Source organism: Mycobacteriales bacterium, from assembly GCA_036497565.1.
Taxonomy (GTDB): Bacteria; Actinomycetota; Actinomycetes; order Mycobacteriales; family QHCD01; genus DASXJE01.
In genome coordinates, this window is the sequence record DASXJE010000307.1 from 17,399 (window position 1) to 32,680 (window position 15,282).

Annotated in this window: 16 protein-coding genes and 4 tRNA genes; 15 read left to right on the plus strand and 5 right to left on the minus strand. The window is 70.0% G+C overall.

Features of this window, described 5'->3' with window-relative positions:
• The first annotated feature begins 127 nt into the window (after positions 1–127).
• Complete coding sequence (gene htpX, locus VGH85_23660) at positions 128–1,015, plus strand: zinc metalloprotease HtpX (GenBank protein HEY2176820.1); 888 nt, start codon at positions 128–130, stop codon at positions 1,013–1,015.
• Between the two features lie 175 nt (positions 1,016–1,190).
• Here htpX and rfbA read toward each other — a convergent pair whose 3' ends face one another.
• The 4 genes from rfbA to VGH85_23680 all read right to left on the minus strand — a co-directional run bounded on the left by rfbA (position 1,191) and on the right by VGH85_23680 (position 4,765).
• A complete protein-coding gene (gene rfbA, locus VGH85_23665) occupies positions 1,191–2,078 on the minus strand; it encodes a glucose-1-phosphate thymidylyltransferase RfbA (protein HEY2176821.1) in 888 nt (295 codons plus the stop codon).
• A gap of 63 nt (positions 2,079–2,141) precedes the next feature.
• On the minus strand, positions 2,142–3,149 hold the full coding sequence (locus VGH85_23670) for a sulfotransferase (GenBank protein ID HEY2176822.1): 1,008 nt from the start codon (positions 3,147–3,149) through the stop codon (positions 2,142–2,144).
• Positions 3,150–3,182: 33 nt separating this feature from the next.
• Complete coding sequence (locus VGH85_23675; GenBank protein HEY2176823.1) at positions 3,183–4,187, minus strand: hypothetical protein; 1,005 nt, start codon at positions 4,185–4,187, stop codon at positions 3,183–3,185.
• An 86-nt stretch (positions 4,188–4,273) separates the two neighbouring features.
• Positions 4,274–4,765: a YajQ family cyclic di-GMP-binding protein gene (locus tag VGH85_23680; GenBank protein HEY2176824.1), complete on the minus strand. Its 492-nt coding sequence runs from the start codon at positions 4,763–4,765 to the stop codon at positions 4,274–4,276.
• Positions 4,766–4,868: 103 nt separating this feature from the next.
• Here VGH85_23680 and VGH85_23685 point away from each other — a divergent pair.
• The 9 genes from VGH85_23685 (at position 4,869) to VGH85_23725 (ending at position 11,113) form a co-directional block, all read left to right on the plus strand.
• Positions 4,869–4,953, plus strand: a tRNA-Tyr gene (locus VGH85_23685).
• 295 nt (positions 4,954–5,248) lie between these two features.
• Complete coding sequence (locus VGH85_23690) at positions 5,249–5,434, plus strand: hypothetical protein (GenBank protein ID HEY2176825.1); 186 nt, start codon at positions 5,249–5,251, stop codon at positions 5,432–5,434.
• A gap of 299 nt (positions 5,435–5,733) precedes the next feature.
• On the plus strand, positions 5,734–8,199 hold the full coding sequence (locus tag VGH85_23695; GenBank protein HEY2176826.1) for a bifunctional diguanylate cyclase/phosphodiesterase: 2,466 nt from the start codon (positions 5,734–5,736) through the stop codon (positions 8,197–8,199).
• A 54-nt stretch (positions 8,200–8,253) separates the two neighbouring features.
• Positions 8,254–8,326: transfer RNA gene (locus tag VGH85_23700), tRNA-Thr, on the plus strand.
• Between the two features lie 44 nt (positions 8,327–8,370).
• Positions 8,371–8,447 (plus strand) — tRNA-Met (locus tag VGH85_23705).
• Between the two features lie 78 nt (positions 8,448–8,525).
• A complete protein-coding gene (gene rpmG / locus VGH85_23710; GenBank protein HEY2176827.1) occupies positions 8,526–8,714 on the plus strand; it encodes a 50S ribosomal protein L33 in 189 nt (62 codons plus the stop codon).
• Between the two features lie 18 nt (positions 8,715–8,732).
• Positions 8,733–9,179, plus strand: a complete 447-nt coding sequence (locus tag VGH85_23715) for a MaoC family dehydratase N-terminal domain-containing protein (protein HEY2176828.1) — start codon at positions 8,733–8,735, stop codon at positions 9,177–9,179.
• Positions 9,179–9,604: a MaoC family dehydratase gene (locus VGH85_23720; protein HEY2176829.1), complete on the plus strand. Its 426-nt coding sequence runs from the start codon at positions 9,179–9,181 to the stop codon at positions 9,602–9,604. Before VGH85_23715 ends, VGH85_23720 begins: the two co-directional genes overlap by 1 nt.
• 6 nt (positions 9,605–9,610) lie before the next feature.
• Positions 9,611–11,113: a M1 family aminopeptidase gene (locus VGH85_23725; protein ID HEY2176830.1), complete on the plus strand. Its 1,503-nt coding sequence runs from the start codon at positions 9,611–9,613 to the stop codon at positions 11,111–11,113.
• 29 nt (positions 11,114–11,142) lie between these two features.
• Here the strand turns inward: VGH85_23725 and VGH85_23730 are convergent, their stop codons facing one another.
• Positions 11,143–12,369: a pyridoxal phosphate-dependent aminotransferase gene (locus VGH85_23730; protein HEY2176831.1), complete on the minus strand. Its 1,227-nt coding sequence runs from the start codon at positions 12,367–12,369 to the stop codon at positions 11,143–11,145.
• A 217-nt stretch (positions 12,370–12,586) separates the two neighbouring features.
• Between VGH85_23730 and VGH85_23735 the strand changes: the two genes are divergently transcribed.
• The 5 genes from VGH85_23735 to rplA all read left to right on the plus strand — a co-directional run bounded on the left by VGH85_23735 (position 12,587) and on the right by rplA (position 15,191).
• A tRNA-Trp gene (locus VGH85_23735) sits at positions 12,587–12,659 on the plus strand.
• 75 nt (positions 12,660–12,734) lie between these two features.
• The gene (gene secE, locus VGH85_23740; protein ID HEY2176832.1) at positions 12,735–12,980 is read left to right on the plus strand and encodes a preprotein translocase subunit SecE; all 246 of its coding nucleotides are present in this window, start codon (positions 12,735–12,737) and stop codon (positions 12,978–12,980) included.
• 67 nt (positions 12,981–13,047) lie between these two features.
• Positions 13,048–13,899 (plus strand): transcription termination/antitermination protein NusG, encoded by an 852-nt coding sequence (gene nusG / locus VGH85_23745; GenBank protein ID HEY2176833.1) that lies wholly within the window; start codon positions 13,048–13,050, stop codon positions 13,897–13,899.
• 55 nt (positions 13,900–13,954) lie between these two features.
• Positions 13,955–14,386 (plus strand): 50S ribosomal protein L11, encoded by a 432-nt coding sequence (gene rplK / locus VGH85_23750; GenBank protein HEY2176834.1) that lies wholly within the window; start codon positions 13,955–13,957, stop codon positions 14,384–14,386.
• An 82-nt stretch (positions 14,387–14,468) separates the two neighbouring features.
• Positions 14,469–15,191: a 50S ribosomal protein L1 gene (gene rplA, locus VGH85_23755; GenBank protein HEY2176835.1), complete on the plus strand. Its 723-nt coding sequence runs from the start codon at positions 14,469–14,471 to the stop codon at positions 15,189–15,191.
• The last annotated feature ends 91 nt before the right edge of the window (positions 15,192–15,282 follow it).

Genomic DNA, 15,282 nt, shown 5'->3' on the forward strand with positions numbered 1-15,282 from the left:
CGAGCCGCCCGCGGCGTGGGCGGCTCAGGGCCGGGAACGCCGCGACCCGAGCACTCGTTACTCGGATCGGCGGTGATCGGAGCAAGAAGCAGGCAACGCCGCCTCGTACGACCCGGAAGGACTGACCGTGCACCGCCATTTCAACGGCTTGAAGACCGCGGTGCTGCTGGGGCTCATGTCGGCCCTGATCCTCGGGATCGGCAGCATCTGGGGCCGCAGCGGGCTCATCATCGCCCTGATCATCGCCATCGGGATGAACGGGTTCTCCTACTTCTACTCCGACCAGATCGCGCTGAAGTCGATGCGCGCGCGGCCGGTCACCGAGGCCGAACAGCCGGTCCTGTTTTCGATCGTCCGCGAACTCGCCACCCTGGCCCGCCAGCCGATGCCCCGCCTCTACATCAGCCCGACCAACCAACCCAACGCGTTCGCGACCGGCCGCAACCCGCGGCATGCCGCGGTGTGCTGCACGGAGGGCATCCTGCCGATGCTCGACCGGCGGGAGCTGCGCGCGGTGCTCGGCCACGAGCTATCCCACGTCTACAACCGCGACATCCTCATCTCGTCGGTCGCCGGCGCGCTCGCCAGCTTCATCGTCTTCGCGTCGCGGCTGGCGGTCTTCGCCTCGTTGTTCGGCGGCGGAAACAACAACGACCGCGACGGCGGCGGGATCTTCGCCGAACTGCTGCTGATCATCCTCGGCCCCATCGCCGCCGCGTTGATCCAGCTGGCGATCAGTCGCAGCCGCGAATACCAGGCCGACGCGTCCGGCGCGCAGCTGACCGGCGACCCGCTCGCCCTGGCGAGCGCGCTGCGCAAGCTCGAGCGGGGCACCCAGGCGCTGCCGTTGCCGCCGCAGGAACGGCTCATCACGACCGGCCCGCTGATGATCGCCAACCCGTTCCGCCCCGAGGGCATCGCCAACCTCTTCTCCACGCACCCGCCGATGGCCAAGCGGATCGCCCGGCTCGAGGAGATGGCCGGTTCGCCCGGCAGCGGCCTGACCGGCCGGTAGCCGCAGGCCGCCCGAACCATTCGGCTTGAACGTCACGTTCAAGCGATCTAGCCGCATGAACGTCACGTTCACGCGGAATGAGGGCTTGGTGCCGGCGTACGAGAAAGTGTCGGCCGGCGCGTGACCTCGGCGCCCACCCCCGAGTCGTCCACCCGAATCATCGGGCCGCAGTGGGTTACGGCGCGGGGTGCGCGCCGGCCTGCTCAGCCAGCTGCATGACGTATTCGCCGTACGCCGACTTCGCGAGCGCCCGACCGAGGGCATAGGCGCTGTCTGCGTCGATGTAGCCCATCCGCAGCGCGATCTCCTCGAGGCAGGCGATCCGCACACCCTGCCGGTGCTCGAGCACCTGCACGAACTGACCCGCCTCCAGCAGGCTGTCGTGAGTGCCGGTGTCGAGCCACGCCGTACCGCGGCCGAGGGTGACCAGGCGCGCGTTGCCCTGTCGCACGTAGCGGTTGTTGATGTCGGTGATCTCCAGCTCGCCGCGGTCGGACGGCTTGAGGTCACGGGCCATGTCGACGACGTCGCTGTCGTACATGTAGAGACCGGTGATGGCGACGTCGGACCGCGGGTGGGTCGGCTTCTCCTCGATCGAGAGCAGCCGCCCGTCCGGGCCGGCCTCGGCGACGCCGAAGCGCTCGGGATCGGCGATGCGGTAGCCGAACAGCGTCGCGCCGTCGACGGCGGCCGCTTCGCTCCACAGGAGCCCGCCGAGCCCGCTGCCGTAGAAGATGTTGTCCCCGAGCACCAGCGTGACCTGGTCGCTGCCGACGAACTCCGCCCCGACCAGGAACGCGTCGGCGATCCCGCGCGGCTCGGCCTGGGTGGCGTAGGACAGCGTCAGGCCGAGTTCGCTCCCGTCGCCCAGCAGCCGCTGGAACGCGGGGAGGTCGGCGGGGGTCGTGATGATCAGGATGTCGCGGATGCCGGCGATCATCAGCACCGAGAGCGGGTAGTAGACCAGCGGCTTGTCGTAGACGGGCAGCAGCGCCTTGCCCACCGCGCGGGTGATCGGGTGCAGCCGCGTCCCGGACCCGCCCGCCAGGATGATGCCCTTCACCGGCCGCTCCTTCGCTCGCGGCCGGTGCCCGGATGGCACGTTCGACCGGCGCGGTGACCGAGGCTACACGGGAGGCGTGTCCGGAATGGGCCGGTCGATGCTGCCCGCGGCCGTGCCGATCCGGGCCGAGCGCGGCAGCGCGGCCCGCACCGGCGGCCGCCCCGGATCCCGCCAGGCCGCGAACGACTCGCCGGTGAGCTGCTCCAACCGGAGTACGTCGTCGGCGAAGTGCGGGATCAGCGCCGCCCGCTGTTCGTAGGTCAGCGGCTGGCGCGGCCGCTGCTCCCGCTGCAGGTGCCCGGACAGGAACGCGTCGACCCGGGGCCACCAGCGCGCCGGCAGCCGGTGCTCGACCGTCGACCCGGTCCGCAGCAGTGCGGAGATCGCCCGGTTGCGGTGGGAGTTGCTGGCCTGCGTGGTGACGTTCTCCGTGGGGATCGTCGCGATCCGGCCCGGGTCGACGCCGAGGAAGGTGCAGATCCGGTCGAGTACGGCGGTCGGCGAGTCGCGCAGCTCGCGGTAGCGCACCGGCAGCACCTGCTCGCGGGGGAAGCGTGAGTAGAGGGCCTCGAGCTGCTCGCCGTACCTGCCGAGGTCGAGGTAGCGCCAGAACAGCGCCCAGCCGGCGGCGGCCCGCTGATCCTCGAGTCGGCAGGCCCGCACGAAGTCCTGCTCCGGCTCGAGACCGGCCGACCACAGGTGGCTCCAGTTGGAGTGCGCCCGGTCGACCGGGTCGCGGAGCAGCACGATCAGGCGCGCATCCGGGACGGTCTGGCGGATGCGCTCCTGCGCCTGCGGAAGGTAGAGGTAGAAGGGCGTCGATTCGCCCCGCAGCGCATGCGACGGCGCGTCGTCGAAGAGCGCTTCGTAGTCCTCGCGCCGCCAGACGCGCTGGCGGAACGTCCGGGCATCCCCGGGCCCGCCCCGCTGCGGGGGAGGACCGTCGGTCAGGAAGTGCTTCGGCTCCTTGACCCGGGACATGAAGATGTCCGGGTGACCGGCGAGCGCGACGTGCAAGGCGGTGGTGCCCGCTTTGGGGACACCGGCGACGAAGAAGTCTGGCAGCGCCACGACGACTCCTCGTGGATCAGGACCGGGGAGGTCTCAGGCCGCGGGCTGCAGCATCGTTCGGAGCTCGTGGCTCCCGTCCGCCCGTGACATCTCGTAATACAGCCGGCGATCGCCGTCCGGCAGGGCGACGATGCTGACGTAGCGCAGTCCGCCGGAACCGAATGGCGACTGCGCGACCGGTGTGTCACCGAACGCCTCGAAGACCCCCGGAGTCGCGGTGCCGATCGCGATGCCGGTGCGCTCCTCCCAGTTCTCCTCGGCCGTGGCCCGACCGTCGTAGAAGGCGACCGGCTGGGGCCCGTCGAGCACCACCGACGCCACCCGGACGCCACGGGCGTCCCAGCGACCGGGCCGGCCGGCGAGGGCCGTCCCCTGCCACGTCCACCGGACACCGTCCGGGCTGGTGGCGTATTCGGTGGTCATGCGGTCAGTGTGCGCGCGATCGGTCAACGGGTGGCAGGAAGCCCACAAGTGCCACAGACCGTCCTGGTGGACGATTACCGTGTCCTTCACGGCGAGGTCCGCGCTGCCGGGGAGCACCGTGCGCGTCGTCCCGTCGGCGAGGCCCTCCGGGCTGTCCGCCTCGATCAGGTCCACCCGCCAGTGCTTCGTTCCCGGGGTGGCGCAGCTGACGTAGAGCCGCCAGGTGCCGTCCTCGGTCACGGTCAGCGCCGGCCGCTCGAGTGATTCGGCGCCGAAGCGGTCCTTGTCGATCACGGCGACGGTCTCGAAGTTCACTCCGTCGTGCGAACGCGCCACCACGTTGGCGTAACCGCGCCCCGCGCCGACCGGACGGCGGAGCCGGTAGGCGAGGTAGATGTCACCGTCGTGCAGCAGCGCGCTGGGCGCCCCGGCCCACCAGCCCGACCCCGTCTCCGGAGGCGCGATGGCGATGTCGCCGCTCTCCGGATGGGCCAGCTCCGCCCAGGCGGGAGGGCGGATCGATGCGTGGGCGGAGACCCCGCCGACCGTGGCGTCACCGGAGACGGTGGCCGCCAAATCGGCGAGTGATGGGCGGTAGGCGTCTGTCACGAGCATGCCCCGAGTATTCCATACCTAACCGCTCGGGAAGGTCGGACATCGCTATGCGTGCGCTGTCCGGGAAGGGCCCGTTCCGCCCCGACTCACCGGTAGTTGGTGAACTGCAGGGGTACGTCGATGTCGGCGGACTTCAGCATCGCGATGACCGACTGGAGTTGGTCCTTCTTCTTCCCCGAGACCCGTAGCTGGTCGCCCTGGATCTGGGCCTGCACGCCCTTGGGGCCCTCGTCCCGGATCCGCTTGGCGATCTTCTTGGCCTGGTCGGAGTCGATGCCCTGCCGGATCTTTGCGGTCAGCCGGAAGGTCTTACCGGACTGCTGCGGCTCGCCGGCGTCGACCGCCTTCAGCGAGATCCCCCGCTTGATGACCTTCTCCTTGAACACGTCGAGCGCCGCACGCAACCGCTCCTCGGTGTCGGCCTGCAGCGCGACCGCGTCCTCTCCGGACCAGGTCACCGACGCGTTGACACCGCGGAAGTCGAACCGCTGCGCCAGCTCCTTGGACGCCTGGTTGACGGCGTTGTCGACCTCCTGGTGGTCGACCTTGCTGACGATGTCGAAGGACGGGTCTGCCATCCGCTGTTCTCCTCACGTCGCTCGTGGCGCTCCGGTGGGACGTGATGGAGCGCACTTCCTCTCACCTTGTATCCTCCCTGGCGTTGCCGGACGACCGGCGCGCGGCAGGTTGCCCGAGTGGCCAAAGGGAACGGTCTGTAAAACCGTCGGCTCAGCCTACGTTGGTTCGAATCCAACACCTGCCACCACGTCGGGCGCGTCCCACCCGCAGCACGCAGCCCACGCGTTGCCCCTGACGGCGCCACCCGACCGGGACCTGCGATCAGGATGCGCACACTTCTCGTCGCTGTGAGTCATCATCACGCCGAGCCCTTGAGTGGACAAACAGTCCATGGCATGCCCGATGGTCTGCCTATTGTCCGATTGTGACCCCGCACGCTAGATTTCCGGCCGCACACGATCTGGCGACACGGCTTATTTCTGCGCTAATTAAGGCATCATTTCCGGTGGCTCAAAGTAGCCCCCTAATAACAAGGAGTCACCATGTTTCGCAGTACTCTCCTCCGCACCGTCGTTTCGACTGCCGCAGCCGTTGCTGCTGTCGCGATCGGCATGGGCGGCGTTGTTTCTGCAACCAGTGCATCGGCCACCCCGGCCGGCGTGACCACCAGTGCAGCCAGCCTCACCGTGTCCCACGCCGTCACTCCGAACAGCCACAAGTGGTACTAAAAACTGATGGCGTAGTGAGCTGCCTTTCCTGGTCGTGAATTGACCCGGCAGGGCTAGTCTTGGACGGTCAGCCGGGCGCCCGATCCGCCCGCTAGAGCGGCAATGGGTGGGGAGTCGTGTCCGAGGACTCGAATTCCGCAGTACGACGATTGCGGGTCCGGCGATCGGATCTGCCTCTCGTGGCGCTGTACTGCACCCCGGTTCTTGTCGCGGCAATTCTCTGGTCGACGGTAAGTGGCCCAATCTCATCGGGCCACTTAGGCGGCACCATTGGAAGTTATACCGCCGTCGCACTTTTGATGGTCGGATTCCTGATCGCCGAGCGGACCCAACTGTTCATCGAGGTCCGCAAGCAGACCGTCGTGTTGTCGATCGCCGACATTCCGCTGGCAATCGGGCTGCTGGTGGTGCCGTCGGTCGGACTGCTCGTCGCTCGGCTACTTGCCGACCTGATCGTGCTCGTCATCCGCCGTCCCGGCCCGGGAAAAGTCCTCTTCAACATCGGCGTGGACGCGACCGAAGTCGCGGTAGCGGTCGCGATCGCCTACGCGATCGGCATCGGCGGAGGTGTGCGGTCGCCGATGACCTGGGTCGCGGTGGGCGTCGGCGCCGCGACGGCCGACGTGATCGGCGCGGTACTCGTCCTGATCGCAATTCGGGTCACCGGCCAGCGGCCCGGGCTGCAGCGGCTCGCCTCGCTCTGCATCCCGGCGTTGGTGCTCGGGATCGTCGGGAGCGCGCTGGGCCTGGTCGTCCTCCTGGTGGTCTCGGTCAATCCGTGGGGCGTCGTACTCCTGCTCCTCGTCCTGTTGGTCTTCGCCCTCGGATACCGCTCCTACGGCCGGTTCCTGACCCAGCACGAGCGGCTCGGCCGGGTCTACGCGTTCAGCAAGATGGTCGAGTCGGTGCACAGCACGTCACCGGTCGTCGCCGAACTGCTCGACTACGTCCGGGAGACACTCAACGCCGACCGGGCGTCGGTCTGGCTGCGCGGTTCGGCGGGGCAGAGTCCTGACAACCTCGCCGAGCTCATCTCGGCCGGAGATTCCGACGACACCGGAAGGGCCGGACCCGACCGGATACCGGTGCTCACCATCGGCGCGGACAGCGAGCAGGTGCGCGACGACTCCGGCTCGACCGACGACCCGATCCGCGAGCAGGTCGTCGCCGACGGCAAGACACGACTGCTCTCCGCCCGGCACGGCCGGCGCCCGGCCCGCAAGGACGCCGAGACTCTCCGCACGCGCCATGCCTCGGAGGTGATCGTCGCCGCGCTGCGGGCCGGCGACGAGGTCTACGGCACGGTCGAGGTGGCCGATCGGCGTACCAAGTTCTCCGCGTTCTCCCGCGACGACATCCGGCTGCTCGACAACCTGGCGAGCCACCTGGCGGCGGCGCTGCAGAACCAACAACTGGTGGGCCAGCTCCGGCATACCGCTTACCACGATTCGCTGACCGGCCTGGCCAACCGCGAGCGCTTCGCGCAGGCCACTCAGGCCGCGGTCGACGAGACGCGTGGATCGGGTTCGGTCGTGGGGGTCCTGCTGCTCGGCCTCGACTCGGTCCGGGACGTGAGCGACTCCCTGGGCCACGACGCCGGTGACCAGCTGCGGATCGCGATGGCCGCTCGGCTCGCCGATCACGTGTCGGCGACTTCGGTGGCTGCGCGCACCGGAGCGAACGAGTTCGCCGTCCTGGTGCGCGCGCCAGACCTGTCGACGGTGGTCGACCGGGCCCGTGCTCTGCACGCGAAGATCCACTCACCCGTCGACGTCGCCGGCCTCACGATCGACATCGGGCTGTCCGTCGGTGTCGCCGCCTGGCCCGACCATGCCGGCGGCGGAGCCACGCTGCTGCAGCGAGCCGACGTCGCGATGGGGGTAGCCAAGAACACCGACGTCCCGATCGCGACCTACCACGCCTCGATGGACCACCGCAGCCTGTATCGCCTGCAGCTCGTCACCGACCTGCGGACCGCCCTGGCCACCGACGAGGTCAGCGTGCGCTACCAGCCGAAGGTCCTGCTGAACAACCGCGAGCTGATCGGGGTCGAGGCCCTGCTGCGCTGGGACCACCCCACCTACGGCGCGGTCGAGCCGGACGAGTTCGTGCCCCTCGCCGAACGCACCGGACTGATCGGGCCGTTGACCACCCACGTGCTCTCCACGGCGCTGCGGCAGTGCCGGGACTGGCTCGACCGGGGCCTGCGGATCGCCGTCGCGGTCAACCTGTCGGCCCGCAACCTGCTCGATCCCACGTTCGCCGACAAGGCGGTCGCGTTGCTGCGGGAGATCGACGTGCCCGCCGACCTGCTGACCTTCGAGATCACCGAGACCAGCGTGATGGCCGACCCGGAACGGTCCATCCCCGTGCTGCACCGCCTCCACGCGCTCGGCCTGGGCCTGGCGGTGGACGACTTCGGGACCGGCTACTCGTCGCTGGCCTACCTGCGCCGGCTTCCGGTCGACGAGGTCAAGATCGACAAGGCCTTCGTTCTGGGGATGGGCACCGACCTCGGCGACCTCGCGATCGTCCGGGCGATCGTCGAACTCGGCCACAGCCTCGGGCTGCGGGTCGTCGCCGAGGGCGTGGAGGACGAACTGTCCCGCGATCTGCTCGAGGGCATGGACTGCGACGTCATGCAGGGCTACCTGCTCAGCCGGGCCCTCGCGCCGGACCGGTTCGACGCCTGGCTCGCGGCCCGGTCGGTACCCCGGCCGGATCAGGCCGGGCTCCCCGGCCGCCGGCTGCAGATCCCCAACTGAGGTCGGATCTGGTTTCACCCCGCCCGGCCGCGCCGTGTAATCTCACTGCGCACCGCCCCTTTAGCTCAGTCGGCAGAGCGTCTCCATGGTAAGGAGAAGGTCTAGGGTTCGATTCCCTAAGGGGGCTCGGTGGTCCACATGGGCCGACCCGCCGGGAGGACCCGGCACCGCGGCGGAGTAGCTCAGTCAGGCAGAGCAAGCGGCTCATAATCGCTGTGTCGCCGGTTCAAATCCGGCCTCCGCTACCACCGCGGGCGGGTGACCGTCATCGACGGCACCGTCCGCGTCGGTTACCCTCGGACAGCCGAGAGCTTCCGTTTCACCCGATGTCGTCGAAAGGGCATTCCGCCGTGGCCGCCACTGATGTCCGTCCGAAGATCACGCTGGCTTGCCAGGAGTGCAAGAACCGCAACTACATCACCAAGAAGAACCGCCGTAACGACCCCGACCGGATCGAGCTGCGGAAGTACTGCTCGCACTGCCGGCGTCACCAGGCGCACCGCGAGACCCGCTGACCGCGCGCGGGACCGCGCATGCCGCTCGATCCGGCGTACATCGGCCGGAGCTATCCGCCCACGCCGCCCTACGACGTGGGCCGGGAGAAGATCCGGGAGTTCGCCGACGCGCTCGGTGACCCCAACCCTGCCTACCGCGACCCCGCCGCCGCGGCGAAGCTCGGGCATCCCGACGTGATCGCTCCGCCGACCTTCCCCGTGATCGTCACCTTCGCCGCCTCCCGGCAGATCATCGACGACCCCGCGCTGGGCCTGGACTACTCCCGGGTGGTGCACGGCGAGCAGCGGTTCGTCTACTCCCGGCCGGTCCGCGCCGGTGACCAGCTGGTGACCACCATGACCATCGAGAACATCAGGTCCGCGCGCGGCAACGACATCCTCACCAGCAAGGCGGTGGTGTCGGTCGACGACGAGCACGTCGTGACCGCCTACTCCACCCTGGTAGCCCGCGGCACGGCCGACTGATGGGCAGCGCCGTCCGCTACGACGAGGTCGAGGTCGGGACCGAGCTGCCCGAGCAGACCTTCGCACTCGAGCGGCTCACCCTGATCCAGTACGCCGGCGCCTCTGGTGACTTCAACCCGATCCACTGGAACGAGCGGTTCGCCACCTCGGTCGGGCTGCCCGATGTCATCGCGCACGGGATGCTCACGATGGCCGAGGCCGTGCGCGTGGTCACCGACTGGGTCGGCGACCCCGGGGCGGTCGTGGAATACGGGGTGCGCTTCACCAGACCGGTCGTCGTGCCCGATGAGGGCGGCGGTCGGCTTACCGTCAGCGGTGTGGTCACCGACAAGCGCGACGCCGATCAGGTGGTCGTGACGCTGACCGCGCGCAGCGGTGCGGAGAAGGTGCTCGCACAGGCCCGCGCGGTGGTCCGGCTCGGCTGAGCCGCCGTGCGGCGCGCCGCGGGCGTGATGCTCGCCGCGACGGTCGCCGGGTGCGTCGCGGTCGCCGGGTGTACGACGGCCACCGCCGGGCGGGCACAGCAGGCCGCGCCGTCGGTCCGGTCGTCATCGGCGTCGTCAGGGGCCGCCTCTCCGACGCCGACTCCTTCCCCGACGCCTACCCGCTCACCGTCGCCCCGTCCCTCGCCCCGGCCCACGGCGCGCGCGGCGGCCACCGGTTGTCCGGCCCACTACCTGCCGCCCGACCCGCGCCGGCCGCGGATCGGGCTGCGGTTCACCGTCGCTCCCGGCCTGGCCTCGGTCGTCGGCACCGAGCATGTCGTCTTCACCCCCGACCTCCCGGTCCGCCGGCTGGTCTTCCGGCTCACCGCCAACACCATCACGTCCTTCGACCGGGGCACGTCGCAGACCGTGACCGGCGTCCGGCTGCACGGCCGTCCCGCCCACTTCACGATCGAGTCCGACGGTGCGGCGCCGGGCAGTCCGGGCGGGCTGCTCGACGTACCACTGGGCCGGGTGGTGCCGGCCGGGACGCCGATCTCGGCGGACCTGACCTTCACGCTGCGGATCGGCAGTGCGAGCTTCGAACGGTTCGGTCGGGCCGACGGCGTCGCCTGGTGGGGGAGCGGGGCGCCGCTGTTGTCCTGGCAGTACGGCGTCGGCTGGCACCGGGAGCCGATGGCGCGGTTCCTGGGGGAGAGCGCGACCAGCGAAGCCGCCGTCTACGACGTGACCGTGATCGCCCCGACCGGTGCCACCGTCCTCGCCACCGGCGGGGCCGGCCCGCCCACGCCGGCCGGTGCGGGGCTGCGCCGGTGGCATGCGCGTTCGACCACGGCCCGCGACGTCGCGATTGCGGTCGGCCGGTTCGCCACCCGCGTCGTCCGGATCGGGTCGACCCGGGTGACCGTGGCCGGGCCGGACCCGGCGGCGTTGCCGGCGTTGGCCGCGCAGGTCCGCACGTCCGTGCAGGGGCTCGCCGGGCGGTTCGGGCCGTTTCCGTACCCCACGCTCGCGGCGGTCAGTCTCCCGGCGAGCGGCGGCGGGATCGAATACCCGGGAGTCGTCCTGTTGGCCGGCACCGATCGGCAGACGGTCACCCATGAGCTGGCCCACCAGTGGTTCTACGGCCTGGTCGGCGACTCGCAGGCCCGCGACCCGTGGCTCGACGAGGCGTTCGCCACCTACGCCGAGGAACTCGTCGACGGGCGCACCAGCACCGCCGACCTGCACGATCCGGGCGCGGTCGGAGCCACGCTGGCCAGCTGGGGCGACGACGAGAGCGGCTACTTCACGACGACGTACCTCAAGGGTTCGGCGGCCCTGCTCACCGCACGCGCGGCCGCCGGACCGGCCCGCTTCGACGCCGCGCTGCGCTGTTACGTCGCCGCTCAGGCGTGGCGGATCGCGCGACCGGGGGACCTCGCCCGGGGGCTGTCGAGGCTGCCGGCGGCGGTCAGCGTCCTGCGTGCGGCGGGTGCGCTGCCCTAGCGGGCGACGGGATCAGCCCGTCGCTGCGGTCAGGCCGTCTCGCCGAGCAGCCGTTGCAGCCGGGTGACGCCCTCGACGAGGTCGTCGTCGCCGAGCGCGTAGGACAGCCGCAGATAGCCCGGCGTCCCGAACGCCTCGCCCGGTACGACGGCCACCTCGGCCTCCTCGAGGATCAGTGCCGCCAGGTCGGCGGAGGAGGCGGGGGTGCGCCCGCGCAGCGGCCGGCCGAGCAGTCCCTCGACCGACGGGTAGACGTAGAACGCGCCGTCCGGCTCCGGACACTGCACACCGGGAATCTCACGGAGCATCGACACGATCAGTCGCCGGCGCCGGTCGAAGGCGGTCCGCATCATCGCCACCGCCGACAGGTCGCCACTCACCGCGGCCAGGGCTGCCGCCTGAGAGACGTTGGCGACGTTGGACGTCGCGTGCGACTGCAGGTTGGTCGCCGCCTTCACGACGTCCTGCGGGCCGATCAGCCAGCCCACCCGCCAGCCGGTCATCGCGTAGGTCTTGGCGACTCCGTTGACGACCACGCAGCGTTCGGCCAGCTCCGGCACGAGCGTCGGCATCGAGACCGCCCGCGCGTCGCCGTAGACCAGGTGCTCGTAGATCTCGTCGGTGACGACCCAGATCCCCGCGTCGGCGGCCCACCGGCCGATCGCCTCGACCTGCTCCGGCGGATAGACGGCGCCGGTCGGGTTGGACGGGGAGCAGAAGAGCAGGACCTTGGTGCGTGGCGTACGGGCCGCCTCGAGCTGCTCGACGGTGGCGAGGTAGCCCGCGTGCTCGTCGGTGGGGATCACCACCGGCAGCCCCCCGGCCAGCCGGATCGACTCCGGATAGGTCGTCCAGTACGGCGCGGGAAGCAGCACCTCGTCCCCCGGGTCGAGCAGGGTCGCGAAGGCCTCGTAGAGCGCCTGCTTCCCGCCGTTGGTGACCATCACCTGGCCGGCCTCGACGGTGTAGCCGGAGTCGCGCTGCGTCTTGGTCGCGATCGCCGACTTGAGCTCGGGCAGGCCGCCGGCCGGGGTGTAGCGGTGGAAGCGGGTGTTCCGGCAGGCGTCGACGGCCGCGGCGACGATCGCGTCCGGGGTGGGGAAGTCCGGCTCGCCGGCGCCGAAGCCGATGACCGGTCGGCCGGCGGCCTTCAAGGCCTTGGCCTTGGCGTCGACGGCCAGGGTGGCCGATTCGCTGATCCCGGCGATTCGGGCGGAAATGCGGGAACGGGGCGGCGCGGAGGTCTGGGCTGCCATGCTGACATCGTCGCAGAGTCGGACCGGGCAATTGGCACGAGCCCGGGCAGTGCGATTGAGGCGGCGAGGTTGGAGTGAGCGGGGCCGCCTGCGTACACTCGCAGCGCCGGGGTGTGTCGACCCGTGTCCTGTGCTGTGCCGGTTCGTGGCCCGCAGGTGCCAGCGTCGGCGGCGTCCCGGTGGCGTGCCGGGTCGTCGAGGCGACGAGACGCGCCGAAGGGGCGTAGCTCAATTGGCAGAGTCCCGGTCTCCAAAACCGGTTGTTGCAGGTTCGAGTCCTGTCGCCCCTGCGCCTGGCGAATCGTCTCGGGTCAGCCTGACGAGTCGTCCGACGTATCGCCACCGAGCGGGATAGAGAGGAAGCCGTGACCCAGACCCGGCCGGACGCGCCTGCGTCCTCGCGCGGGCCTGCCCGCGGCGGAGGACCGATCGGGCGGATCGCGCGGTTTCTGCGCGAGGTCGTCGCCGAGATGGCGAAGGTCATCTACCCGTCCCGCAAGGAGTTGATCACCTACACGATCGTGGTGATCGTTTTCGTCTCGATCATGATCGCCATCGTGGCCGGGCTGGACATCGGCTTCGCCAAGATCGTCTTGTGGGCGTTCGGCTGAGTCCGCCCCCGACGACCGTCATGATGATGCCGCCCGCCATACCCGTCTTCTGGAAGTGAGTCACCGCGTGTCCGAGTTCGAGACCGGCCCAGCTCCGAGCCCTACGCAGGAGTCGGCGCCTCGGGACGAGTCGGCCGAGGCGCAGGTCGCCGCCGGCGCGGCCGAGCAGGCCGCCGATCAGGGCGGCGAGGTGCTGCCGGAGCCCGAGACGGCTCCCGAGCCCACGCCTGTCCAGGCCGAGCCGCCGGCCGAGCCGGAGGCCCAGGCCGAGGCGCCGGCGGAGCCGGAGGCCCAGGCCGAGCCGGAGCCCGAGGTCACGGAGCCGGAGGCTCCCGTCGACCCGGCTGCCGAGCTGCGCGCGGCCCTCACCACCGCCCTCGGCGACTGGTACGTCGTGCACTCCTACGCCGGCTATGAGAACAAGGTGAAGACCAACCTGGAGAACCGGATCTCCTCGCTGGACATGGAGGACTTCATCTTCCAGATCGAGGTGCCCACCGAGGAGGTCACCGAGGTCAAGAACGGCAAGCGCCAGCAGGTGCAGCGCAAGGTCTTCCCCGGCTACATCCTGGTCCGGATGGAGCTCAACGACGAGTCGTGGGGCGCCGTACGCAACACCCCGGGGGTGACCGGATTCGTCGGCGCGACCTCCCGTCCGTCGCCGCTCAGCGTCGACGAGGTGGTCAAGATCCTCGCGCCGGCCGCCGAGCCCGAGAAGACCGGGGGAGCGAAGGCCCCGGCCCAGGTCGTCGACTACGAGGTGGGCGAATCGGTCACCGTGATGGACGGCCCGTTCGCGACCCTGCCGGCGACGATCAGCGAGATCAACGCCGAGCACCAGAAGCTCAAGGCGCTGGTCTCGATCTTCGGCCGGGAGACTCCGGTCGAGTTGTCGTTCAGTCAGGTGTCGAAGATCTAGCAGGATCCGCCACCGCCCATCCACTCAGTCCATCTAAGCCGCACAGGAAGTCGACATGCCCCCCAAGAAGAAGCTCACCGCGATCATCAAGTTGCAGATCCAGGCCGGCGCAGCCACGCCGGCACCGCCGGTCGGCCCGGCCCTCGGTCAGCACGGCGTGAACATCATGGAGTTCTGCAAGGCCTACAACGCCGCGACCGAGGCCCAGCGCGGCAACGTCGTGCCGGTCGAGATCTCGGTCTATGAGGACCGGTCGTTCACCTTCATCACCAAGACCCCGCCCGCCGCCCGGCTGCTGCTGAAGGCCGCCGGCGTCGACAAGGGCAGCGGCGAGCCGCACAAGACGAAGGTCGCGACCGTCACCCGCGCGCAGGTCCGCGAGATCGCGGGCACCAAGATGGACGACCTCAACGCCAACGACATCGAGGCCGCGGAGAAGATCATCGCCGGCACCGCCCGGTCGATGGGAATCACCGTCCAGGGCTGACGCTTGAGGTTCGACGTAGCACTGAATTACGTGGGAGGGCCGGCTCCGGCCCGACGCACCACACCTACCGCAGGAGGAGCACATGAAGCGCAGTAAGGCCTACCGCAAGGCAGCCGAGCACATCGACCCGGAGCGGGTCTACTCGCCGCTCGAGGCGGCGAACCTCGCCAAGGAGACGGCGACGACGAAGTACGACCCGACCGTCGAGGTCGCGATGCGGCTGGGTGTCGACCCCCGCAAGGCCGACCAGATGGTCCGCGGCACCGTCAACCTGCCGCACGGCACCGGGAAGACCGCGCGCGTGATCGTCTTCGCCACCGGCGCCAAGGCCGAAGAGGCCGAGGCCGCCGGCGCCGACGTCGTCGGTTCCGACGACCTGGTGGAGCGGGTCCAGGGCGGTTACCTCGACTTCGACGCCGCGATCGCCACCCCCGACCAGATGGCGAAGGTCGGCCGGGTCGCCCGGATCCTCGGGCCGCGCGGGCTCATGCCCAACCCGAAGACCGGCACCGTGACCCAGGACGTCACCAAGGCCGTGTCCGACATCAAGGGCGGCAAGATCAACTTCCGGGTGGACAAGCAGTCCAACCTGCACCTGGTCATCGGCAAGGCGAGTTTCGACGCCAAGTCGCTGGCCGAGAACTACGCCGCCGCGCTCGATGAGATCCTGCGGGCCAAGCCGTCCTCGGCCAAGGGCCGGTTCCTCCGCAAGGTCACCTTCGCGACCACGATGGGCCCGGGGATCCCGGTCGACCCCAACCGGACCCGCAACGTCGCGCTCGCCGACGACGCCCCGACGCCGTAACCGCCCCACCTCTCCGCCTTGTCCCATGATCAAGAGGGGATTCGTACGGCGTTTCGTGCCGAAATCCCCTCTTGATCATGGGTAGGTGGGG